Origin of the sequence: Halomonas sp. HAL1 (assembly GCF_030544485.1) — a bacterium.
Classification (GTDB): domain Bacteria; phylum Pseudomonadota; class Gammaproteobacteria; order Pseudomonadales; family Halomonadaceae; genus Vreelandella; species Vreelandella arctica.
In genome coordinates this window covers 3,887,177-3,909,435 of sequence record NZ_CP130610.1, presented here as the reverse complement: position 1 = coordinate 3,909,435, position 22,259 = coordinate 3,887,177, and the positions used below count along the sequence as shown (strand labels likewise).

Here is a 22,259-nt window from a genome sequence, read left to right as displayed (position 1 = left end):
CTTAGTCATAGTCAGGCACCTAAAACGCACCGCTAGTCTTGGGAAGAGGTTAGCGCCTGATCGATATCCGCCAGCAGGTCGTCAATATGCTCGATGCCAATCGACAGGCGCACCATATCGGGGGTAACGCCCGCTGTTTTTAGCTCTTGGTCATTTAGCTGGCGGTGCGTGGTAGATGCCGGAATAGAGGAACAACTCTTGGCATCGCCGATATTCACCAGCCGCAGAATGAGCGATAGCGCATCATAAAAGCGCTCTCCAGCAGCTTGGCCGCCCACAATACCAAAGCTAAGAATGCCCGAGGCATGACCGTGCATATAGCGGTGCGCGAGTGCGTGGTCTGGGTGGCTCTCCAATCCTGCATAGTGCACCCACGCCACCTGGGGATGGCTTTCTAGGTGCTTCGCCACCGCCAGCGCGTTAGCGCAAATACGCTCTATCCTCAGTGACAACGTTTCCAGCCCCTGCAGAAGGTTCCAGGCCGCCTGAGCAGATAATGCCGCCCCCATATTGCGTAACGGTACTACCCGGGCTCGGGTAATAAATGCTGCATCGCCCACATCGCGGGTATAGCTAACGCCATGATAGGAGACATCCGGCTCGTTCAGCAGCGAGAACCGGCTGGCATGTTCAGCCCAGGGGAATTTTCCTGAATCCACAATGACTCCACCCACCGTGGTGCCGTGGCCGCCGATATACTTGGTCGCCGAATGGACGACAATATCCGCTCCATGCTCAATTGGTCGACATAAAAATGGCGTGGCGGTGGTGTTATCCACTATCACCGGCACTCCGTGACGATGGGCTGCATCGGCAAGCGCACGCAGATCGACGACGCCACCTGAGGGGTTGCCGATACTTTCGCAAAACACTGCTTTAGTGCGTTCATCAATCAGCGCTTCGATGCCCGCAATATCATCTTTATCGGCAAACCGCACCTGAATACCCTGACGCGGCAACGTGTGAGCAAACAGGTTGTAGGTACCGCCATACAGCTCGCTAATCGACACGATGTTATCGCCCGCTTCGGCGATGGTTTGAATAGCATAGGTGATTGCGGCCATCCCCGATGCTACCGCTAGGCCTGCAATGCCGCCTTCCAGCGCAGCCACTCGCTGCTCCAGAACGGCACAGGTAGGGTTCATAATGCGGGAATAGATATTTCCCTCCACTTTCAAATCAAACAGGTCCGCTGCGTGCTGCGCACTGTCAAATGAGAACGAGGTGGTCTGATGAATCGGCACCGCAACGGCATTCTGTGAATCCGGCACGTAGCCATGGTGAAGGGCGATAGTTTCAGGTTTCATAAGGGCGGCTCTTAAAGAAAAAAGTAACTCTGATCTTAGAGAAGTCTAGGTGCGTGGGCCAACGTCGTTTAGTCGGAGTCACTCCTCGTAATAAATACTAATTTTGCAATCATTGAGTATTTAGGATCCCTTTCCCAACTTAAAACCGCTCTCGTTGGACATAAGGCAAATGTGCAATTGTGTTCTAACGAACTGTATTCAGGGCAGCGTTTAGATATGACTGCACATATCGGCAGTTTTTTAGGCGACTAGTAGCAGCTTGACGCTATGTCCGTAGTGGCATGAGATGGCGTAATTTACAGCGTAGTATTCAATAAATTTCTTTTTAAGCTTTCCTTAATCTTCCGGTTTAGTTCCCATTTGTAATCGAAATATATCGCTTTTCCTCTGCATGGCACGTTTCCACAAAGGACTGGCACCAAATCAAAAGTCCATGGGCTTCTAAACTGATATTTCTATTCTTATCAAAACTTGGTTGGAGGCGCTCTCTAACATGGCAGCCGCTCGGCTATCGGTATCGTAACAGTACCGAACCTTCATCTAACATTGGAACCATTGTCAGGAGTGATCATGGACAACAAGAAGACTTTACTCGCCCTATCGCTTGCATCATCCCTTCTACTAGCGAGCCCTACCACCATGGCTCATGGTGGTTCAGCAGATTATCTGCCAATAGATCAGGCGCTCAGTTCTTCAGGAGCAACCTATGAACTCAATGATGATAACAGTGAACTGTTAATCATCTCTGGGGAGGCCGAAATACGGGTGCCCCTTGGTGGAACTCAGGCGTTTTACAACGGAGAATCCGTTGAACTTTCTGCTCCACCAAAACTGCATGACGGTGAAGTCATGGTAGAGCGCAGCTTTGTGCACGATCTTTTCAAGGACCATGTGCCGCAGACCCTACGTACGGAAGGTCGGAATCATCCCCTCGACTCACTAACAGCCGAGGAGATTAGCCAGGCCGCAGATGCAGTCAAGGCATCAACGCATTACAAGGACAATATGCGTTTTACCGAAATTAGGTTGGCGGACCCAGACAAGAGCAGTGTTTGGGAGTGGTCATTTGGTGGCTCCCATGATTTTGAACGCCATGCCGAATTCACCGTTCTGGACGGCAGAAAAGTGATCGAAGGCACCCTGGATCTTGCCTCCGGCGACATACTTCGATGGGAACATATCGAGGGCGCTCACGGCATGATCACCTTCGATGACTTTATGGCTGTCCAGGAAATCATTGCCGAAAGCGAAGCCTACAAAGAGGCGTTGAGGAAACGCGGAATCGACGATACTGACAAGGTAGTTGGTACCCCGCTTACGGTTGGTTACTTTGATGGAGAAGATGGTCTGGAACAAGAATCTAGGCTGTTGAAGGTGGTGTCCTATCTTGATGTCGGCGATGGCAATTACTGGGCACACCCGATCGAAAACCTCGTCGCGGTCGTTGACCTGGAAGACAGCAGCATCTTGAAGATCGAGGACGAAGGCGTTGTGCCCATACCTATGACTCCACGCCCTTATGACGGACGCGACCAGAATAATATGGCTGACGTCAAACCGCTGGTGACGATGGAGCCGGAAGGCAAAAATGTGTCCATGTCGGACAACATGATCCACTGGCAGAACTGGGACTTCCACCTCAAACTGGATTCTCGTGTTGGCCCCGTCATCTCGACTCTTACCTATAATGACCAGGGTGAAAAACGAAAGGTCATGTACGAAGGTTCATTGGGCGGCATGATCGTGCCTTACGGTGATCCTGATGTAGGCTGGTACTTCAAAGCCTATCTCGACTCCGGTGAATATGGGATGGGTAATCTTACCTCGCCGCTGGTTCTCGGTACCGATGTTCCCGCCAACGCAACACTGCTGCCAGCTACTCTGGCGGATAACAATGGCGATCCCTTTACTATTCCTAATGCCATCGCAGTATTTGAGCGCTATGCAGGTCCGGAATTCAAGCACACCGAAATGCTAGGCAGCAGCCCTGGTAACGAAAGCCGTGAGCGCCGGGAACTGGTTGTTCGTTGGGTCAGCACCATTGGCAACTACGATTATATGTTCGACTGGATTTTTATGGCCAACGGCAATATACAGCTGACAGTCGGAGCCTCTGGCATTGAAGCGGTCAAGGCTGTGAGGACACGCACTATGCACGACGAGACTGCTGAAGAAGATACCCGCTACGGCACACTGATTGACCACAATATCGTAGGCACAACACACCAGCATATTTATAACTTCCGCCTGGATCTAGACGTTGATGGCGAGCAGAACAGCCTCACGGAAATTGACCCGGTCGTCGAAGAGAACACCGCTGGCGGCCCCCGAAAAAGTGTCATGGTTACCAAAGAGCGTGTCGTTCCCACAGAACTTGAGTCTGTGCAGAAATTCGATCCTTCTACCATTCGTCTGATGACCAACCCGAATGAAGAGAATCGCATGGGCTATCCGGTAGGCTACCAGGTAATACCGTTCGCTGGCGGAACACACCCGATCGCCAAAGGGGCGTTGTTCAGTGAAGATGATTGGCTTTTCAAGCGCGTCAACTTCATGGATAAGCAGATCTGGGTTACCCAATACGACCCTGATGAGCGCTTCCCGGAAGGAAAGTATCCAAACCGCTCCGAAACGGATACTGGCCTAAAAGCCTTTGTCGAAGATGATCAAACCATTGAGAACGTCGATACCGTGTTGTGGATGACAACTGGTGCTACACATGTGGCCCGCGCCGAGGAGTGGCCAATTATGCCGACGGAGTACGTTCACTCCATGCTCAAGCCATGGAACTTCTTCGACCAGACACCCACATTGAACCTACCCGAGCCGGAAACCCCGGAGAACTGATCGAACTAGGTAAAGCCTGGCCAGGCAGAAATGCCTGGTCACCAATCGGATCTCTAGGAAGTGATACTAATGAGAACAAAATCCTTTATTCAGCGTATGGCGGGGCTAGTCAGTGCCGTTACGGCGATAGCGGCATTCTCCACGCCTTCTCTGGCTTTCAACGTTTATGAAAAAGACAGCACTGAACTTAATGTCGATATCGAGGCTGTTTTAGGCGTTTTTTACAGTGAGGAGAGTTACAGCCTGGGTGCCAAGTCCGAAGCTGGCGATGCCAAGTGGCAAGAGGGTTATATCAAGTATGGGCTTTCTGGAAGCCAAGCTATGGGCGCGGGCAGCGGATTGTACGGTGCCGTCAACCTGGTGACGTCAGGAACTTGGGGTGATGGCGACGCGGGGGGGGTCACCTCAGGCAATGAGCGCGAAACTGAACTGGAAGATGCCTATGTCGGTTGGCGTTCAGGCAGGCTGATTCCGGTGCTTGGTGATGATGGTCTCGATATTTCCATAGGGCGGCAACCGTTCACCATCGGTGATGGCTTCCTCATCAATGACGATGCACTAAATTTTGGCGATGCACTTAGTGCTCCTGGCCTGGACTTTGATCGGGGTGGTGCGTACTGGCTCGCAGCGCGCAAGGCCTTTGATCAAACTGCCATTGCGCGTATTGGCGGCTCCGATGGGCTGCGTGCAGATCTGTTCTGGCTGTCGTCCGACAATCGGGCCCAGGCAGAGATGGAGCTGGCAGGGGTCAATGCCGAGTACGTTAGCCAGAAGGGCACCTTTGGTCTGACGTATATGGAGGGTCTTGATGTAGACGATACCTTTGCACCCCTCACCGGTTACAGCTCACGGGATGGGCAGCAAACGACAAGCTTCCGCTATCAGGGCAATGCTGGTGTGGAGGACTTTTTCCTGTCCGCGGAATTTGTTACCCAGAAACCGGGGGACAGTTCCGGAAATGACGCTAATGCATGGTACGCCGAAGCAGGGTGGACCTTCAGCGACGTTCCTTGGTCACCCAGTATCAACTACAGGTTCTCAAGCTTTGATCAAGGCTTCGACCCACTGTTTTTTGGCTTCAATCGTGGCTATGGCACCTGGTTTCAGGGTGAAGTTGCGGCCAACTATGCGGGGCCTTTCAACTCCGGTACGGATGTGCATCATCTTGGCCTTAAGGCAACGCCATCGGAGACCCTCAGTGTTGGCGCGCTCCTCTTCGACTTCAGCGACACAGCGGGCGGTAGTGGAAGCCTGAACGCTCAGGAAGTAAATCTTTATGCCGAATGGGTGGCAACTCCACATCTGATTATCAGCCCGGTGGTCGGGTTTTATAACCCGGACAAAAGTGCCGCTGAAGGTGGTAGCCAGATCGGCAGTAATGACACCAGTACCTATGCTCAGATAATTGCGATTATGCCGTTTTGAATCAACGCCGCTAAGCCCATGACCTAAGCTCTCTGGCTTGTGTCGTGGAGTGCTCAGACGGTTATCTGGCTCACAGCTCGAACATATCTTCAGAAGAGTAATATTATGCAGACCTATCACAACACGGTGAGCGGTAAACAGGCTGAAGCAGCCGATCATCAGGAGATATTTAACCCCGCCACAGGTGTTTCCCTGGGGCTTGCGCCCCTTAATAGTGAACGCGACGTAAATCTCGCCGTAGACGCTGCTCGGCTGGCCCAGAATGCCTGGGCCAGTGTCAGTGACGAGGAGCGCCGGGAGGTCGTAGCGAGGGTTGCCCAGGTGCTGGAGGATAACTCGGAATATTTGTCGGGGCTGATTACCCAGGAACAGGGTAAGCCTCTGTCTGGTCTCGGTTCTCGCTTCGAAATGCAAGCCTGCGTAGGCTGGACTCAAGCCCCGACTGCCCTGGAGTTGCTGCCTGAAGTGGTATATGAGGACGATGAGCGTAAGGATGTGCTTTACCGCCGTCCCCTGGGCGTTGTGGCCGCTATAGCGCCCTGGAACTGGCCACTGATGATCGCTATCTGGCAGATTATTCCAGCCATTCGTATGGGCAATACAGTGGTGCTCAAACCCTCTGAATACACACCTATTGCAACGTTGGAGATGGTTCGGCTGATTAACCAAGTACTGCCTCCCGGCGTACTCAATACCGTTTCTGGAGATGGTCGTATTGGTGCTGCACTGACGAGCCATCCTGATATTAATAAGATCATGTTCACCGGTAGCGAGTCGACAGGGCGGCGTATTATTGAGGCGTCCTCAAGAAACCTCGCCCCTATTACTCTTGAGCTCGGCGGCAATGATGCCGCGATCATCATGCCAGGCACGGACGCCAGTGCCATATCAGAAGGGCTTTTCTGGGGTGCCTTCCTCAATGCAGGGCAAACGTGCGCCTGTATCAAGCGCCTGTACGTTCATGAGAAAGACTATGACTCAGTGGTTGCTGCGCTTAGCGACTTTGCTAGCCAAGTGTCCATTGGCGACGGTATGGACGAGAGCAACTTGATCGGGCCTCTGCAGAACACGATGCAGTACAATAAAGTGAAAGAATTAGTAGCCGACGCGCGTGCCAATGGCTGCGATGTCATGGAATTTGGCGATATTCCGGAGACTGGTTACTTTCTACCACTGACGCTGGTGGGCAATGCCCGCGATGGCCAGAGGCTGGTAGATGAGGAGCAATTCGGTCCCGCCCTGCCCATCATTCGTTACGGAAGTCTGGACGAAGCCATCGCTTCTGCCAACCATCTGCCGGCTGCCCTTGGTGCCTCCGTCTGGGCCGACAGCCTAGAGCAGGCAGAGTCGGTTGCTTCGAAGCTGGAAGCTGGAACTGTCTGGGTTAACCAGCATGGTGCGATTCATCCCATGGTGCCATTCGGCGGTAACAAGGCTTCTGGATATGGTGTTGAGTTCGGTATGGAAGGGTTGAAGGCCGTAACTCAGCCTCGGGTTATTAGCATTAAAAAATGAGGCCTCGGTAAGCTAATCACTCAAGGGTCTGCCAGGTGCAATGCCTAGCAGACCTGTTTCAATAAACGTGGTGCTGGCAATAACTGGTTGGGGTAATGCCGAAGTGTTGTTTGAAGGCCGTTGAGAACGCACTGGGGCTGGCAAAACCGAAACGGTATCCTGCCTCGGTCAGGTTCAGCTTGCTTCTCGAAGTTTTGAGGTAATCAGCACACATCTCCAGTCGTTGGGTTTTAATGTACTCGGAAACGGTCATAGAACGGAGGCCGAATGCCCGGTAGAGGCTGCGTACTGACGCTCCCGTCGCACTGGCTACTAGTTTAGGGCTTAACGCTGGGTCTCCAATGTTTTCCCTGATAAAAGAAGCTGCTTGCAAGAAAATTCTCTCATTAGGGTTATGCTGACCTACGCTGCGGATGACAGAAGGCTTTAACAACATAATCAGTGAATCAATAATAGCGGAGCTTTCTTCGGTATCCAGGTTGTTATAATGGGCAGCCTCGGCGATCAAATGGTTGGCAAAACTGGCAATATGACTGTGGGACGGAATGCGGACACCTAGTTCAATGCCTGAAAGATTCAGAGTGCGCTCGACGAGTGGGCGAGGCAGGATTAGCGATATTTGCTGGGATTCCCGATCATAGGTAAAGGAGAATGGAAGTGCTGAGTCCACTAGAGCGATATCACCTGCTAGGAGTATAGAGCTGTTTCCTGCCTGCTCAACGCGGGATTTCCCTTGCACCTGAAAAATACAAAAAATCTCAGGTGTAACACAGCGGCGTATCTCATCCAAACCACGATAAAGCTGAGCACTACAGATCGTGACCTGAGACATTTCCAGGGCACCGCCTCCCATTTTATGGATATTTCCAGAAAACTCTTTTCCCAGAGGTCTTGCTGAAAAAGGGCCGCAAATTTGGTTAACGTCACTGATCCAGCGATCAAATACCCCCGATGAGCGAGTATGTCTATGCATAGCTGGCCTATTGAAATTGTGTTTTTAAGATGGCTTAGCAGCGAAATTAGATAGCTTACGGATGCATGTCAAGATCATTTTGAACTCGCAAATGAAAGATCTTGTCTCATTTTTGATACATAAATAATAGTCTTTTTTTGTTTTAATGAGTCGAATTTTTATCTCCATAATTACTAGGTTTATCAGAATTCATGATGAGAGCGTGGGGGATTAGAAAAGAACTCGGTTTTGCCGCTCCTGAGTTCATTACATCGGCGACTGTCTGAGAGCTACGCAGTAGGTTTTAAGGCTATGAGCTGGGAGGCATTTACAACACTATCTGATAGAGACGGGACTCATAATAGACGTCTTTTTTGAGTCCCATCCCTTAGCATGTGGCATAAAAATACAATACGCGCATAAATAGTCTGAGATTTGGTAAGCAGTGGGTTTAGCGAGGGCTTATTGATTGATCAGCTCGGCGATTTGTTGGGCATACGCTTTTACTTCCGCGATCGCGGCCTCTTTATCTAGATCTTCCATGGCCACTACGCCCACACAAGCCTCGATAGAGGATCGAAACGAGGTGGATAAGATAGGGCTGGCCACGCCAACGGCACCGCGCTGCAGTTGGCCATGGGTTAGGCTGTAGCCGTCCTCTCTTGCCTTCTGCACGGCTTTATCATCATTCTGACTAGGAAGGCGTCCAGAGAGGATAGCGATGCCCGCCGCCCCCAGGTTTAGTGGATGGCGGCTGCCTACTCGATAGCCGACCCGCAACATCCCCTCGTTAGGTTCTTCCACCATGATCACCACACACTCTCCAGCCTGAGCGACCGATACGAAGGCCGTCGCTCTTGTCGCGCCAGCCAGCTCTCGAAGAAGTGGCTGGGCTACGCTGAGTAACTGAGGCTCGAAGCGAGAGGCGAGTAATGTCATCCCAGCGCCTAAACGAATGAGTCCTTCGGTTGTTCGTGCTATCAGACCATGAGCCTCTAGGGTGGTGACGATGCGATAGGCAATAGCGCGATGCACTTCTAGCTGAAGAGAGAGTTCGGCAATGGTGATGCCGTCGGTATGCTCCGAAACAACCTCAAGGACGCGAAGGCCGCGATCTAGAGTCTGGAGGGTCGTGGACATCAGTAGTGTGGCCTTCTGGTTGCGAGGGAGGTAGATAAGGGGAGTCCTTGACGTGCTGGTAAAACCAGATTACCTTTCCGTTTGTTCGTTATTATAAGCAATGTGTGCGATAAAAGTAAATAAAAGCACTCCGTGGAGCCCAACATGACGTCAACGACGGAATACCTCCCGCCTGGGGCAAGTGGATGTCCCTTTCATCAGGCAGCCGTCTCACCTACCGGTTGTCCGGTTTCCCCAGGCGCAGCCGATTTCGATCCCTTCGATGCCCCTTATCAGCTTGACCCTGCTGAGGCGCTGCGCTGGTCCCGCGAAGAGGAGCCAGTGTTCTACAGCCCCAAGCTTGGCTATTGGGTCGTGAGTCGTTTTGATGACGTGAAGGCGGTCTTCCGCGACAACCATACTTTCTCGCCCTCCATTGCGTTGGAAAAGCTCACTCCTGCCCCACCAGCGGCGACAAAAATCCTTGATAGCTACGGTTTCGCAATGCGCCGCACCATGGTTAACGAGGATGAGCCGGATCACATGGAGCGCCGCCGTCTACTGATGGATGCCTTCTTACCTGAGAATCTTGAAAAACACGAAGTTTGGGTACGTGAGTTGGTACGTGACTATATGAACCGATTCATCGACAAGGGGCGTGCCGATCTAGTAGGCGAAATGTTTCGGGAAATTCCCATGACTGTTGCGCTGCGCTTCCTTGGCGTACCCAATGAAGATGCCCAGGAGCTTCGCAAGTTCTCAGTCGCTCACACCCTTAACACCTGGGGCCGTCCATCCCCGGAACAGCAGTTGCAGATTGCCGAGGATGTGGGCCAGTTCTGGAAGACGGCACAAGGTATCCTTGATCGTATGCGTGCCGATCCCACTGGTGAAGGTTGGATGTACGATTCGATCCGTATGCATGAAGTGAGTCCCGACATCGTACCGGAGAGTTATCTGCGCTCGATGATGATGGCAATCCTGGTGGCGGCACACGAGACCACTGCCTTCGCCACTACCAATGCTTTCCGTACCTTGCTATCGAATCGCGACTCATGGAACGATATTTGCGAGAACCCCGCATTAATTCCCAGTGCGATTGAAGAGTGCTTGCGCGCCGCCGGTTCGGTCGTTGCTTGGCGTCGACTGGCTACTGTTGACACCGAAGTGGGCGGGGAGAAAATTCCCAAGGGCGGTAAACTACTGATCGTGCAAGCATCGGCTAATCGGGATCCGCGCCATTTCGAGAATCCTGATGAGTTCGATATCTACCGCCATAATGCGGCGGAGCATCTCACTTTCGGCTATGGCGCCCACCAATGTATGGGCAAGAACATCGCCCGGCTGGAAATGCGGGTTATCCTCGATGAGTTTATTCGTCGTCTGCCGCATATACACCTAGTCGAGGAACAGGCATTCGAGTATTTGCCCAACACCTCCTTCCGTGGCCCCACGTCGCTATGGGTAGAGTGGGAGCCTGCGCAGAACCCTGAACGGCGAACCCGCTCGGTGCTGGAAAATCCCACGCATTTCCATATTGGAGCGCCTATTAAGGATGACATCCTGCGTCGGGTGGTGGTCACTGGGGTGAAGCGTGAAGCTGAGGCGGTAATTCGTATCGACCTGGCCGACCCTCATGGGCGTGAGCTGCCCGACTGGTCTCCCGGCTCGCATATTGAGCTTGTATCGGGCGATTGGCGCCGTTGCTACTCACTGTGCGGTACACGCGATGATCCTAGCCGCCTATCCATCGCCATCCTGCGCGAGCCTGAGGGACGCGGTGGCTCGTTACACTTCCACGATACGGTCAAGCCCGGTGATGTCCTGCATATTGCTGGCCCCAAAAACCATTTTCATTTAGACGAAACTGCAACGCGCTATACCCTAATTGCCGGCGGTATCGGTATTACGCCGATCCTGGCCATGGCCGATCATCTCAAGGCGCTCGGGAAACCTTACGCGCTGCATTATTGCGGTGCCGGGCGGCGGACTATGGGCTTTCTTGAGCGGGTCGAGCGCGATCATGCAGCTGCACTGACCGTCCATGCGGGTGACGAGGGCTGTCGCCTTGATCTACCGGTCGTCCTGAGCGGCCTATCCGCAGGTGAGCAGGTCTATTCCTGCGGCCCGGAACGCATGCTTGAGGTGCTTGAGGCGTTAGCGGTGAATTGGCCCGAGGGGACGCTGCATATTGAGCATTTCTCCGCCCGCCCCAGTATTCTTGATCCAGAGAACGAGCATGGCTTTGAAGCAGTACTGGCGGATTCCGACCTGACAGTACAGGTCGGCAATGATCAAACTTTGCTTGAGGCGCTGACGGCTGCTGGCGTGGATGTGCCTAGTGATTGCTGTGAAGGCCTATGCGGTACCTGCGAGGTGGCGGTGGCAGAGGGGCACATTGATCACCGTGACTTGGTGCTCAGTCTTGTCGAGCGCGATGCTAATAATCGTATGATGGTTTGCTGCTCGCGTGCGAAGGGTAAGCGCCTGGTACTCTCCCTCTAATATCAATGACAAACAAGACGCTTTAAAACGTACACCAACCTTGATATGAACAACAACGATGTCAACAACAATATAGAGGATTCTAACAATGAAGAAACTGGCAACACTAACGACACTCACTGCGCTATCCTTTAGCGCTTTTCAAGGCGTTGCGGCGGACACTGAATTGCAGGTTAGCACTTGGGCAGGTCCCAACCATGGCGTCAATACCATCGTTTGGCCGACCTGGGGAAGTTGGGTGGAAGAGGCTACCGAGGGCCGCGTCACTATTAATGTAATCCATGACATGGGCCCGCCCGACGCCCAGATGGAACTAGTAGCCGACGGGGTGGCTGATGTTACTTGGCTATTTCATGGCCTAATGCCGGGGCGCTTCGAGCTGACTAAGCTACCGGAGTTGCCCACCTTCGAGGACTTTTCTTCCGAGGCAGCCTCGGTTGCCTACTGGCGCACCCATAACGAGTACTTGGCCGAGGCCGGCGAGCACCGCGGCGTCGAGGTGATTGGGGTTGGGGTGCATGGTCCTGGAGCTCTCTACCTGAACGAATCAATTGATAGCCTTGATGACCTTGATGGCAAGCGTGTGCGCATCGGCGGTGGGATCATGGCCGACATCTCCAATTCGCTTGAGCTCACCGGCGTGGCACTGCCCCCGGGCGGCACTTATGAAGCCGCCACGCAGGGGGTCATCGACGGTGCCATGCTGACGCTTGAGGGTCTTAAGAGCTTTCGTCTAGCCGAGGTACTGCCTTACACCGTCCAAATGCCCGGCGGCTTCTACCGTGGCAGTTTCTCCTTGGTGATCAACCCTGATACCTGGGCCTCGTTATCCGAAGAGGATCGTGCGGCAATCGAGGAAGTCTCGGGTGAGCGTCTTTCCCGCTTGTTCGGCTATATGATGGATGTGGTAGATGAGCGTGGCATTGAGTTCGCTGAGCAGCAGGGTAACACCTTCATCGATCTGCCCGAAGAGGAAATGGAGCGCTTCCAGCAGATGGCAGCGGACTTGCCTGGGCAGTGGGAGACCGTGGCCAGCGAGCAGGGTATTGATGGCGAGTCCGCCCGTGCCTTTTTCCTCGAACAACTTGAAGAAGTGGGCGACGAGGAGGGGCTGAGCGCCGACGAGGTGCTTGATCCTGACGCCTGAACAACTTGTTTTTAAAGGTACGAGTTCGAATTACATCCACGCTGCCTAGTTTAAAGGAAATGATACTGTTAAAAAGTATCGGAGTAGGGGCTAGGCAGCAATAGTCTCTTGGTGGGCTTATCTTTTCTGAGTCGCTATTTTGCTCATAAGCGAACTCGATGAGTTCGCTTATGATGTAAGCGTATAGTTGTGATTATTTTTTGTTAGGACCGTCACGGTTATCAGATTTATAGCTAACTATAATAAAAAATAGAACGTATTCATCAATACGTTCAAGATTTACTATAACCGATGCATACGCTTCCTTCTTGGTCTTCAAGCACTGGTATTGCGTCAAGTTTTTCAAAGGCAGCTGTTAAACAGTTGCCTGTTTTAATGTCAAACGCTGCCCCATGCGCACTGCATAGCAAATGATGCCCATCTGATGAAATGATAACATTTGACCGGTAATTTAAAGGTAAATATTGGTGGGGGCAGGCATTAACGTAGCAATAAATAGTACCATTTATGCGCGTTGCAACGATAGGGAAAGTACCACCGTTACTAATAACTTCCATGCAGTGTGCGTTGCCTTCTTGTATAACGTTAGAAGGACAAACAATAGCCCCCTCTTGGGGGGCATTTACATAGTTACGCCAAGCGTCGTACACAGTGTTTCCTTTTCAACATCGCTAATATTGTTATTCGGCGGCCTTATACTATTCAGTGGTGCTTTGCAATACGCCACGGTTTATTTGATCCTCTTCGATGGACTCGAAAAGTGCTTTAAAATTGCCTTCTCCAAAACCATCATCGCCTTTACGCTGAATAAACTCGAAGAAGATGGGGCCTATTACCGTTTTTGAGAATATTTGTAGCAAAATTCTGGTCTCACCACCGCCCACGACACCTTCGCCATCAATCAAAATGCCACGGTTTTGCAGTTTCTCGAGAGGCTCCTGGTGATCTTTTACGCGCTCCAACGACTTTTCATAATAAATGCTCGGCGGGCCAGGCATAAATTCGAGCCCTGCATCAGCAATTAAGTCAGTGCCGGAGTAGATGTCGTTTGTGGCAATGGCGATATGCTGAATGCCTTCGCCGTTATATTCGCGCAAGTACTCTTCAATCTGACTGTGATCGTCGGCACTTTCGTTAATGGGTATGCGAATTTTACCATCGGGAGAAGTCAATGCACGGCTGGTAAGGCCTGTCATTTTACCGGTGATATCAAAGTAGCGTATTTCGCAGAAGTTAAAGGTGTCGTGGTAAAACTTATACCATGTATCCATATTGCCGCGAATAACGTTATGAGTCAGGTGATCAAGATAGTAAAAACCAAACCCCTTAGGATTAGGATCTACCTCATCGAACCACTCAAATTCGTTTGAGTAACAGCTGCCTTTTTCACCGTAAGTATCAATAAAGTAAAGCAGCGAGCCACCAATGCCAACAACAGCAGGCGCATCGATTGATTTATTTCCTGTGAACTCTTCAGCCCCCAAGTCGACGGCGCGTTTTAGGGCATGCTGAGCATCAACGACTCGCCAAGCCATTGCCGGTGCACAGGGGCCGTGTTCCTCGATAAACGCTGACGCATGGGAGTTAGGTTCACTGTTAAGAAGGTAGTTGATGTCGCCTTGACGATAAACGGTGATTGATTTGTCACGATGTTTTGCAACGGGGACGAAACCCATTTGCCTAAATAGGCTATCTAGTTTTTCAGGTTCAGGGTGCGCAAATTCAACAAATTCAAAGCCATCTGTACCTGCTGGGTTTGTATCGCTTATGGTTTCTTTAGGTGCGTCATGAGGAAAAGGTCCCATCGCTGTCTCTCCTTTATTGTCTTGTTGGTCGACCAACTCAGTATAGGGAAGAGACGGTGCAATTAGGTTGCAAACTAACCTAAGATGCAGCCAAATGGTACACAGCTTGTGTGCAAATGGAGCGTTATATGCACGGGATCTCCTTGGATCGTTACGATCTTGCAATTTTATCAGAGTTGCAAAAGAACTCAGCCCTCACTAATTCAGAATTGGGGGAGCGTGTCAGCCTGTCTCCCTCTCAGTGCTCCCGACGCAAAGCGCGGTTAGAAACCGAAGGTGTGATTAAGGGGTATTCGGCTCGGCTTGATGCCGCTAGCCTGGGCTTTGGGTTACGTGCCATCACCAGAGTTAATCTGAAAGCTCATGGTGAAAGCATGGATGATGATTTTGTGACGTTACTGACGAAGCACGCCATGGTGCGTGAGGCATATTCAGTCTCAGGGGACGCAGACTATGTATTGCACGTTATCGCCAAGGATCTAACTGAGTTTTCGGACTTTATTCATCATCATTTATTGCCTCATCCTAATGTCACCCAGGTTCGCTCTGAAATTATACTGCGCAGTATGAAAGAGGAGCGGGGGCTGCCGGTGAAAGGTGGCTAAGTAATTGCGTTTGCTTTGTGCCGTGAGGGTTCTATGCGTCTTAAATTTTACTGTCAGAATCGAGTCGGCATTCTTCGCGATATAGTGGCCCAGTTCGCTGACTACCGAATTAATGTTGCGCGGGGAGAAGTCGGGGGTGATCAGGGCAATACCATCTATTTACATGTTCCAAAATTACTCAATGCACAGTTACTGACGCTAAAGCCGGTATTGGAAGCCATCCCCGGTGTGTTTGGTGTTAAGCGCGCTAGCTTGATGCCCAGCGAACGGCGTCATTTGGAATTGGGTGCGCTGCTATCCTCGCTTTCTGACCCAGTGATGTCGATAGATATGCAGGGACGAATTGTGGCGGCCAACCGTATCGCTGTTCAGGTATTGGGTGTGCGTATTCAAGAAGTACCAGGGCTCTCGCTGGATCGATACCTTGCAGAGGTAGATCTGCCCGATTTGATTCGCCGCAACAACTCACGCATCAATGGGCTGCGGATCAAGCTGAAAGGGAATACCTATCTGGCTGATATCGCGCCACTGCATACCGAAGACACTAAGGTGGATTCACTAGCGGGGGCGGTTGTGACATTACACCGTGCTGACCGTATCGGGGCACGTATTTACCAAGTGCAGCGCCAGGAGTTGCGTGGATTTGAGGCCATCTTTCAGTCGAGTTCGCGGTTGGAAGCAGTGATTCACGAAGCGCGTCGCATGGCGCCATTGGATGCTCCGTTGCTGATTGTGGGTGAAACGGGTACTGGGAAAGAGCTGGTGGCCAGAGCCTGCCATTTGGCAAGCCCACGCGGGCAAGCGCCATTTGTGGTACTTAATTGCGCCGGGCTTCCCGAGTCAATGGCCGAGACAGAACTTTTCGGTTACGCACCCGGTGCCTTTGAAGGCGCTCGGCCGGAAGGAAAGCTTGGCCTTCTGGAGCTTAACGAAGGCGGCACGGTGTTTCTTGATGAAGTCGGCGAAATGAGCTCGCGGCTGCAGACGAAACTGTTACGTTTTCTTCAAGATGGCGGCTTCCGCCGTGTGGGTAGCGACGAGGAAACCTTCCTTGATGTGCGGGTGGTCTGTGCCACACAACAGAACCTGCCTCAGCTCTGTAGCGAAGGGCTGTTTCGGCTGGATCTTTATCACAGACTCAACGTGCTCTCACTGCAAGTGCCACCTTTGCGAGAATGCCTGGACGGTATCGAAGACTTGGCGGCCTATGTTCTGGATCGTGCATCGCGTCAGATTGGTTGCCCTTTGCCCGAACTTTCGCCCGCTGCATTGGAAAAAATCACGCGCTACGACTGGCCTGGCAATGTGCGTCAACTGGAAAATATTCTCTTCCAGGCGGTGTCGCTGTGTGAAGAGAAGACCATTCAGCCGTTGCATTTGCGCCTTCCTCATAGTGAGGTTGCCTCTGGGCTTGCTGGCATTCCGTTAGAGGGAAACTTGAGTGACATGCTAGGGGAGGTAGAAAGAAACATCTTAAGTACGCTGTATGAGCAGTATCCTTCCAGCCGCCAGTTAGGAAAGCGGTTGGGCGTTTCGCACACCACTATTGCCAATAAGCTCAAGCGTTACGGCATTGGTACTCAAGAAGATGCTTAAAAAGACCCATGGCAGGTGAAATAACTGTCACGATTTGTTTACGGGGTGTCAGAAAAAAGCAACGGCAAGACCCCGCTCCTCTGCATATCCTCTTAGGTGTAACGTTTAGTTTACAGTTGAGGCTCGCTTATGAGGGTAGCGTCGCTCCCAATGCGATGTAATCCCATTCCTGCCCTATAGCTATCCCCGTAGACTCTTCATAGATTGCTCTTTATGACTGGTTGACCTCAATTGGTTGGCTTTTATAGACCGCTAATCGTTCTTAAGTAGCTGTTCTAGCTGCGCAGAAATAGCCTAAAAAACAATATAAATTTATAAGGTTTCCCAATGACAAAGACAAATACGCCTCCCAATACGCTGTGGCTGGGCCGCTGGGGATTTGTACTGGCAGCCACTGGTTCTGCAGTGGGGCTCGGTAATATCTGGAAGTTTCCTTACATCACTGGTGAGTTCGGGGGTGGCGCTTTCGTGCTGGTCTACCTGGCCTGCATATTGGCGGTAGGCGTCCCCATCATGATGGCTGAAATCAGCTTTGGCCGCCGCGGACGAGGCAGCCCGATCGACGCTATCCGTCGGGTGGTGCATGAGTCGGGTCATGGTAGCTTTTGGTCGATCTTTGGCTGGATGGCCATGCTCTGTGGTTTTATGATTCTGTCGTTCTACGTCGTGGTCGCTGGCTGGTCATTTTCCTATCTGTGGAAAATGCTGAGCGGCGGACTGGCAGGCAATAGCGTCGATGACATGGCGGCAATTTTCGCCGCTAATAATGCCAACCCTTTTACGCTAGGTGCTTGGAGTACGCTAGTGACGGTGCTGACCATGTTCATCGTCGGCAAAGGCGTACAGGCTGGCATTGAAAAGAGTGTCAGCTGGATGATGCCAGGCATGGTGATCATGCTGGGTATATTGATCGGCTACGGTGCTTTTTCCGGTGGCTTTGCGGAAGCATAGTCTTTCCTGTTCTCTTTCAATACCGAAGGGTTAAGCAGTGAAGGGCTATTAGCAGCGCTTGGGCATGCTTTCTTTACCTTGTCGCTCGCGTCCGGTGCGATTCTTACCTATGGCTCTTACCTGCCTGCAGGGCACTCTATTGCACACACAACGTTCAGCGTGGCCATTGCCGACACCGTGGTCGCACTGATGGCTGGCTTGGCTATCTTCCCGATTATTTTTGCTAATGGAATGAACCCCGGTCAGGGGCCAGGGTTGATCTTCATGAGCCTGCCATTGGCCTTCCAAGCGATGCCATTTGGTACGTTGTTTGGCGTTTTGTTCTTTGTGATGCTGTCGATGGCCGCGCTTACATCATCGATTTCGATGATTGAGGCGACAGTCGCCTGGCTTGTTGCAAGCAAAGGGATGACGCGTAAGCGGGCCTCTTGGGGTGTGGGTATCGTACTGTGGTTGGTGAGCACCTTGGCCATGCTGTCATTCAATATGGGGGCAGAGTGGACGTTTGCAGGGCGCACTTTCTTCGATTGGTTGGATTACCTGACTTCTCGCTGGATGATGCCGTTAGGCGGCCTGGGGATGGCGCTGATGGCAGGTTTCCTACTTCGTCATGAAATATTCAGCGAAGAGCTTGGACTCACGCGTACCCAGCATATGCTGTGGCTGTTTATGGTGCGTTACGTCAGTCCGTTAGGCATCGTGTTAATTTTCATCGATGCACTGGGCCTAGCGACGCTCCAGGTAGGTACTCAGTGGCCGTGGTTACTGGCACTGCTGGTGCTTATCACCGTGGTGGGAGAGTTCGCTAGCCCGCGACTGCGCCACCAAGCTTCCTGACGCAATTTCAGGAACAAGTTCTAAGCTAAAGTTCTGAATTAGAGTAGATCTGAATAGAGTGTTAAAGCGCTCCCATCCACTGTGGATGGGAGCGCTTTGCGTTAAAGGGAGCATAAATTGCCGTTAATAACCCTCTAAACTTCGGCTTTGCAAAGCGCGACTAAGCCTGACTTAGACGTTACGCCTAGCTTGGCGTAGGCACGCTTGCGGTAGGTTTCAGTGGTTGAAAAAGCGATATCGAGCTTAGTCGCCGCCGTTTTGAGCGTGTGGCCCCGTAGTAGATATAGGCACAGCTGACGCTCGCGTTCGGAGAGCGAGGCCAGCACAGCAGCTTCTCGAGAGTTAAGTTGCTCGGGCTGGGCGGGGGAGTTGCTGTAATGGCGGCGAATTAAACTGGATAACAGTGGCGCTAAGCCATTTAAGCAATTCAGATTGGCTGAGGTGAAGGGGCCTCTCTGGGTGCCTCGGTAGAGATTAAGATAATAAGCACCCTCTTTTGCAGCAATGTTGAGTGACACTTTGTCGACCAGGTCTGGAAACGCAAACAAGTGACTACGATACGCCGGTGACATGGCTTCTACTTGCATGGTGGTCAATGCGTCGGTAGATGTACTTTCCGGCTGGCTTGCCAGTTGGCTTAGATGCAGATAATTCGGATCCTGCCGAAACAGGCCACTAACGTAGATCTGAGCCAGACGGTCGGCAACACGTGGGAGTTGATAATTGGCGGCCAATAAACAATCGATGTCACCGCTAATCGAGTAGCCAAAGATCATACATTGCTCGATACCAACGGCTTGATGCAGTAACGCGAGCAGTTGGCTTTCGAAGTTGTCTCTTTCCACAGCCTCTATGCATGTCGCTACGCTTGGCAGAAGGTTTCCCCATTCGATTAGCTGGGTGTTAGCTGTTTCGTTCATGTGTCCCCCGCCAGAACGAGATAAGTTAAAGCTGATGATGCTAAAGGCAATCATGTCCCGTTTTTCACGGGACAATCCCCTCGAAACCTTCAGTGTAGGCTAGCTCTATATACGGCCCATGTACCTTCCGTAAAACACCCATTTTAAAAATAACAGTAGCAGGAGAAAGGCATGCGACCAGAAGGCAAGGGTGAGCTTGATTCGTTGTATTTCGATTATCCGCATTTCCCCTTTGTATGTCCCGCTGAATTGAAAGGTGAAAGAAAGCAGCACCGGGTCGCCATTGTTGGGGCTGGCCCCGTTGGCGTCGCCGCCGCGCTGGAGCTGGCGCGTCAAGGCGTTCAGTCAGTACTGCTTGATGATAAGTCGACGCTCAACGATGGTTCCAGGGCGATCTGCCTTTCCCGTCATAGCTTGGAAATACTCCAACAATTAGGAGTTGAGCAGCGGTTTATCGACAAAGCGCTTGGCTGGACGCGAGGGCGCTCTTATTTTCATGATCAGGAGGTATACCGTTTTGAGATGCCACATTCAGAACACGAGCGCTTTCTGCCGATGTACAACCTACAGCAGCAGTATATTGAGCAGTTTCTGGTCGATAAGGCGCTGGAAAGCCCCTTAATCGAAATGCGCTGGCAGCAGGCAGTTAACGATGTCACGCAGCATGACACCGGCGTGACACTGCGTGTTTCCACCCCAGAGGGGGAGTATCAACTGGAGGCTGACTTTCTGCTGGCGGCGGATGGTGGACGCAGTGTTGTGCGCAAGTCGTTTAATCTGCCCTTGCACGGTGAGTCCTATGAAGGGCGCTATGTGATTGCTGATGTACGCATGACGTCTGACTTTCCGACCGAGCGCAGGGCTTTTTTTAGTCCTTCGGTGATGCCCGAATCTACCCTGTTAGTGCATAAACAGCCTGATGATATCTGGCGTATCGACTATCAACTGTTGCCGAATGAAAGCCCCGAACAGGCCGTTACCGAGAGCGCTATTCGCGAACGCGTTGGTATGATCATCGAGATGCTAGGCGAAGAGGGAGAGTGGGAGCTTGAGTGGTGGAGCCTTTACAAAGCCTACACGCTGGCCCTCGACGATTATCGCCATGGCCGCGTACTGTTTATTGGCGACAGTGCCCATTTAGTCCCCATTTTTGGTGTGCGTGGGCTTAACAACGGGCTGGCCGATGCGGTTAACGCCGCCTGGAAGCTAGCCTGGGTGCTCAAAGGCGAGGCTTCCGAGAAACTGTTGGATAGCTATAGTCCAGAACGGCGTGGTGCCACATTGGAGGTCTTCGCGAATGCTGGTAAGAGCACCCGCTTTATGACCCCACCGAGTCAGGGGTATCGATTGATGCGAGATGCCGCGTTATCGTTGGCTCTACGTAACGACTACGCAAGCCGTTTTGCCGACCCTAGGCAGGTTACACCCTATACCTATGCTGAAAGCCCGGTGACAGTAGGTGATGACGCCGATTTTAGCGCTGGCCCGATGCCAGGCGCACCGTTAATCAATCGCCGATTAGGCGAAAACAACTTCTTGCTCGACCACTTGGGAACGGGGTTTAACCTGCTGGTGTTTAGTGAGGATGGCAGCGTATCGCCTGAGTTACAGGCCGCCTTGGCTGTTCTTCAGGAGCACTACTACGGCCTGGATGTGCTGGTGATTGCTCGCCATGCCAGTACGGCGTTTTTTACCACCTTGATTGATCAACAGGGCGCCTGCTTCGATGGCTATGACGCCAGCCCTGGAAGTGCCTACTTAGTGCGACCTGACCGTCATATCACGGCTCGGTGGAAAGCACTTGAAGCTGCTTCTATCAGTGCCGCCTTCAAGACAGCTCTGGGAGAATAGTGCTAATGACAGTGATATCGAAACAAACTGACCCGTCACAAACCGCTTTGCCATTTGCCGATCTTGAACAGGTTTATGAACAGCTAGCCGTAACGCTTGATTCGATGCCTGAGAAGCGGCAAACGCTCTTCCTTGCCCAACTGGCGCTGGCACTTGCCCATCGGATACCCGATATTGATCAGGTATTAGCGGCGATTAATGAGGCACGCGAGGGTACACGGTTTGATGAGCAGGGCAGTTAAAGGGAAGCGTAGGCAAGTGAAGAGGGGAAAGTGCTTCCCCTTTTTAATCTGCAATAGCTTAGCTATCACCACTACTTCAGCGCTACGTTACTCGTCTGGCTTCAACGAATCGGGATAGCGGTCTCTTCTTTGATATTACGTAGCACGAAATTAGAGCTGACCTGAGAAATACCATCCAGGGTGAAGAGTTTCTCATTCAGAAAACGGTCGTAAGCCGCCATGTCTTCAATCACCACTCGCAGCACGAAATCCGCGTTGCCGGTAGTGGCATAGCACTGCAGCACTTCTGGGTATTGCAGGATGCGATTTTCAAACTCGACGGTGTTGTCGATGTGGTGGCGAACCAGCGTCACCATCACCAATGCCGATAGTGGCTGGCCAACGAGGCTGGGTTCCACCAATGCAGCAAAACGGCGGATAACGCCACTCTCTTCCAAGGCCTTTACGCGTCGCCAGCAGGCGGCGGGGGATAGCCCGATCTGCTCGGCGAGCTCATTGTTGGTAATGCGACCCTGCTGCTGAAGCAGGGTAAGAATACGCTGATCATGCCTGTCTAAGGTGATTTCTTTCGTCACTTCTTTCATAGCGCTATTTCATTTGTTTGTGGTTTGTTGAATATCATTGCGTCAAAGCTA

At 52.0% G+C, this 22,259-nt stretch carries 16 protein-coding genes and 1 pseudogene; 10 read left to right on the top strand and 7 right to left on the bottom strand.

What is annotated here, in order from left to right; genetic code table 11:
- Positions 1–32: 32 nt before the first annotated feature.
- Entirely contained in the window at positions 33–1,307 is a 1,275-nt protein-coding gene (locus tag Q3Y66_RS18130) for an O-acetylhomoserine aminocarboxypropyltransferase/cysteine synthase family protein (RefSeq protein ID WP_008957172.1), read from the bottom strand.
- Between the two features lie 570 nt (positions 1,308–1,877).
- Here Q3Y66_RS18130 and Q3Y66_RS18125 point away from each other — a divergent pair.
- The 3 genes from Q3Y66_RS18125 (at position 1,878) to Q3Y66_RS18115 (ending at position 7,094) form a co-directional block, all read left to right on the top strand.
- Complete coding sequence (locus Q3Y66_RS18125) at positions 1,878–4,154, top strand: stalk domain-containing protein (RefSeq protein ID WP_008957173.1); 2,277 nt, start codon at positions 1,878–1,880, stop codon at positions 4,152–4,154.
- Between the two features lie 69 nt (positions 4,155–4,223).
- Entirely contained in the window at positions 4,224–5,579 is a 1,356-nt protein-coding gene (locus tag Q3Y66_RS18120) for a hypothetical protein (RefSeq protein ID WP_008957174.1), read from the top strand.
- Between the two features lie 105 nt (positions 5,580–5,684).
- Entirely contained in the window at positions 5,685–7,094 is a 1,410-nt protein-coding gene (locus tag Q3Y66_RS18115) for an aldehyde dehydrogenase family protein (protein ID WP_008957175.1), read from the top strand.
- Between the two features lie 58 nt (positions 7,095–7,152).
- On the opposite strand, the gene feaR is transcribed toward Q3Y66_RS18115, so the two are convergent.
- Positions 7,153–8,067, bottom strand: coding sequence for a transcriptional regulator FeaR (gene feaR / locus Q3Y66_RS18110; RefSeq protein ID WP_035586499.1), 915 nt, complete (start codon positions 8,065–8,067; stop codon positions 7,153–7,155).
- A 441-nt stretch (positions 8,068–8,508) separates the two neighbouring features.
- A complete protein-coding gene (locus Q3Y66_RS18105; RefSeq protein ID WP_008957177.1) occupies positions 8,509–9,186 on the bottom strand; it encodes an IclR family transcriptional regulator in 678 nt (225 codons plus the stop codon).
- A gap of 144 nt (positions 9,187–9,330) precedes the next feature.
- Between Q3Y66_RS18105 and Q3Y66_RS18100 the strand changes: the two genes are divergently transcribed.
- Positions 9,331–11,670 (top strand): cytochrome P450/oxidoreductase, encoded by a 2,340-nt coding sequence (locus tag Q3Y66_RS18100; RefSeq protein WP_008957178.1) that lies wholly within the window; start codon positions 9,331–9,333, stop codon positions 11,668–11,670.
- Between the two features lie 88 nt (positions 11,671–11,758).
- Positions 11,759–12,817 (top strand): TRAP transporter substrate-binding protein, encoded by a 1,059-nt coding sequence (locus Q3Y66_RS18095; RefSeq protein ID WP_008957179.1) that lies wholly within the window; start codon positions 11,759–11,761, stop codon positions 12,815–12,817.
- 272 nt (positions 12,818–13,089) lie between these two features.
- On the opposite strand, the gene Q3Y66_RS18090 is transcribed toward Q3Y66_RS18095, so the two are convergent.
- Positions 13,090–13,467, bottom strand: coding sequence for a Rieske 2Fe-2S domain-containing protein (locus tag Q3Y66_RS18090; RefSeq protein WP_008957180.1), 378 nt, complete (start codon positions 13,465–13,467; stop codon positions 13,090–13,092).
- A 48-nt stretch (positions 13,468–13,515) separates the two neighbouring features.
- Positions 13,516–14,622, bottom strand: a complete 1,107-nt coding sequence (gene hppD / locus Q3Y66_RS18085) for a 4-hydroxyphenylpyruvate dioxygenase (RefSeq protein ID WP_008957181.1) — start codon at positions 14,620–14,622, stop codon at positions 13,516–13,518.
- A 128-nt stretch (positions 14,623–14,750) separates the two neighbouring features.
- Between hppD and Q3Y66_RS18080 the strand changes: the two genes are divergently transcribed.
- The 3 genes and pseudogenes from Q3Y66_RS18080 (at position 14,751) to Q3Y66_RS18070 (ending at position 18,611) form a co-directional block, all read left to right on the top strand.
- Positions 14,751–15,227: an Lrp/AsnC family transcriptional regulator gene (locus Q3Y66_RS18080; RefSeq protein WP_008957182.1), complete on the top strand. Its 477-nt coding sequence runs from the start codon at positions 14,751–14,753 to the stop codon at positions 15,225–15,227.
- A gap of 33 nt (positions 15,228–15,260) precedes the next feature.
- A complete protein-coding gene (locus Q3Y66_RS18075; RefSeq protein WP_008957183.1) occupies positions 15,261–16,823 on the top strand; it encodes a sigma-54-dependent transcriptional regulator in 1,563 nt (520 codons plus the stop codon).
- 327 nt (positions 16,824–17,150) lie between these two features.
- Positions 17,151–18,611: pseudogene (locus tag Q3Y66_RS18070) on the top strand (sodium-dependent transporter).
- 134 nt (positions 18,612–18,745) lie between these two features.
- On the opposite strand, the gene Q3Y66_RS18065 reads toward Q3Y66_RS18070, so the two are convergent.
- Positions 18,746–19,531 (bottom strand): LuxR C-terminal-related transcriptional regulator, encoded by a 786-nt coding sequence (locus Q3Y66_RS18065; protein WP_035586521.1) that lies wholly within the window; start codon positions 19,529–19,531, stop codon positions 18,746–18,748.
- Between the two features lie 171 nt (positions 19,532–19,702).
- On the opposite strand from Q3Y66_RS18065, the gene Q3Y66_RS18060 reads away from it, so the two are divergent.
- Positions 19,703–21,382, top strand: coding sequence for an FAD-dependent monooxygenase (locus Q3Y66_RS18060; protein ID WP_008957185.1), 1,680 nt, complete (start codon positions 19,703–19,705; stop codon positions 21,380–21,382).
- 5 nt (positions 21,383–21,387) lie between these two features.
- On the top strand, positions 21,388–21,624 hold the full coding sequence (locus Q3Y66_RS18055; RefSeq protein WP_008957186.1) for a hypothetical protein: 237 nt from the start codon (positions 21,388–21,390) through the stop codon (positions 21,622–21,624).
- A 101-nt stretch (positions 21,625–21,725) separates the two neighbouring features.
- Here Q3Y66_RS18055 and Q3Y66_RS18050 read toward each other — a convergent pair whose 3' ends face one another.
- Complete coding sequence (locus tag Q3Y66_RS18050; RefSeq protein WP_008957187.1) at positions 21,726–22,208, bottom strand: Lrp/AsnC family transcriptional regulator; 483 nt, start codon at positions 22,206–22,208, stop codon at positions 21,726–21,728.
- Positions 22,209–22,259: the final 51 nt, after the last annotated feature.

Bases quoted from the DNA above. Each gene is read 5' to 3' on its own strand.
- Q3Y66_RS18125 (WP_008957173.1), top strand. From the start codon at position 1,878: ATGGACAACAAGAAGACTTTACTCGCCCTATCGCTTGCATCATCCCTT.
- feaR (WP_035586499.1), bottom strand. From the start codon at position 8,067: ATGCATAGACATACTCGCTCATCGGGGGTATTTGATCGCTGGATCAGT.
- Q3Y66_RS18080 (WP_008957182.1), top strand. From the start codon at position 14,751: ATGCACGGGATCTCCTTGGATCGTTACGATCTTGCAATTTTATCAGAG.
- Q3Y66_RS18115 (WP_008957175.1), top strand. From the start codon at position 5,685: ATGCAGACCTATCACAACACGGTGAGCGGTAAACAGGCTGAAGCAGCC.
- Q3Y66_RS18065 (WP_035586521.1), bottom strand. From the start codon at position 19,531: ATGAACGAAACAGCTAACACCCAGCTAATCGAATGGGGAAACCTTCTG.
- Q3Y66_RS18050 (WP_008957187.1), bottom strand. From the start codon at position 22,208: ATGAAAGAAGTGACGAAAGAAATCACCTTAGACAGGCATGATCAGCGT.
- hppD (WP_008957181.1), bottom strand. From the start codon at position 14,622: ATGGGACCTTTTCCTCATGACGCACCTAAAGAAACCATAAGCGATACA.
- Q3Y66_RS18075 (WP_008957183.1), top strand. From the start codon at position 15,261: ATGCGTCTTAAATTTTACTGTCAGAATCGAGTCGGCATTCTTCGCGAT.
- Q3Y66_RS18060 (WP_008957185.1), top strand. From the start codon at position 19,703: ATGCGACCAGAAGGCAAGGGTGAGCTTGATTCGTTGTATTTCGATTAT.
- Q3Y66_RS18100 (WP_008957178.1), top strand. From the start codon at position 9,331: ATGACGTCAACGACGGAATACCTCCCGCCTGGGGCAAGTGGATGTCCC.
- Q3Y66_RS18120 (WP_008957174.1), top strand. From the start codon at position 4,224: ATGAGAACAAAATCCTTTATTCAGCGTATGGCGGGGCTAGTCAGTGCC.
- Q3Y66_RS18095 (WP_008957179.1), top strand. From the start codon at position 11,759: ATGAAGAAACTGGCAACACTAACGACACTCACTGCGCTATCCTTTAGC.
- Q3Y66_RS18055 (WP_008957186.1), top strand. From the start codon at position 21,388: ATGACAGTGATATCGAAACAAACTGACCCGTCACAAACCGCTTTGCCA.
- Q3Y66_RS18105 (WP_008957177.1), bottom strand. From the start codon at position 9,186: ATGTCCACGACCCTCCAGACTCTAGATCGCGGCCTTCGCGTCCTTGAG.
- Q3Y66_RS18130 (WP_008957172.1), bottom strand. From the start codon at position 1,307: ATGAAACCTGAAACTATCGCCCTTCACCATGGCTACGTGCCGGATTCA.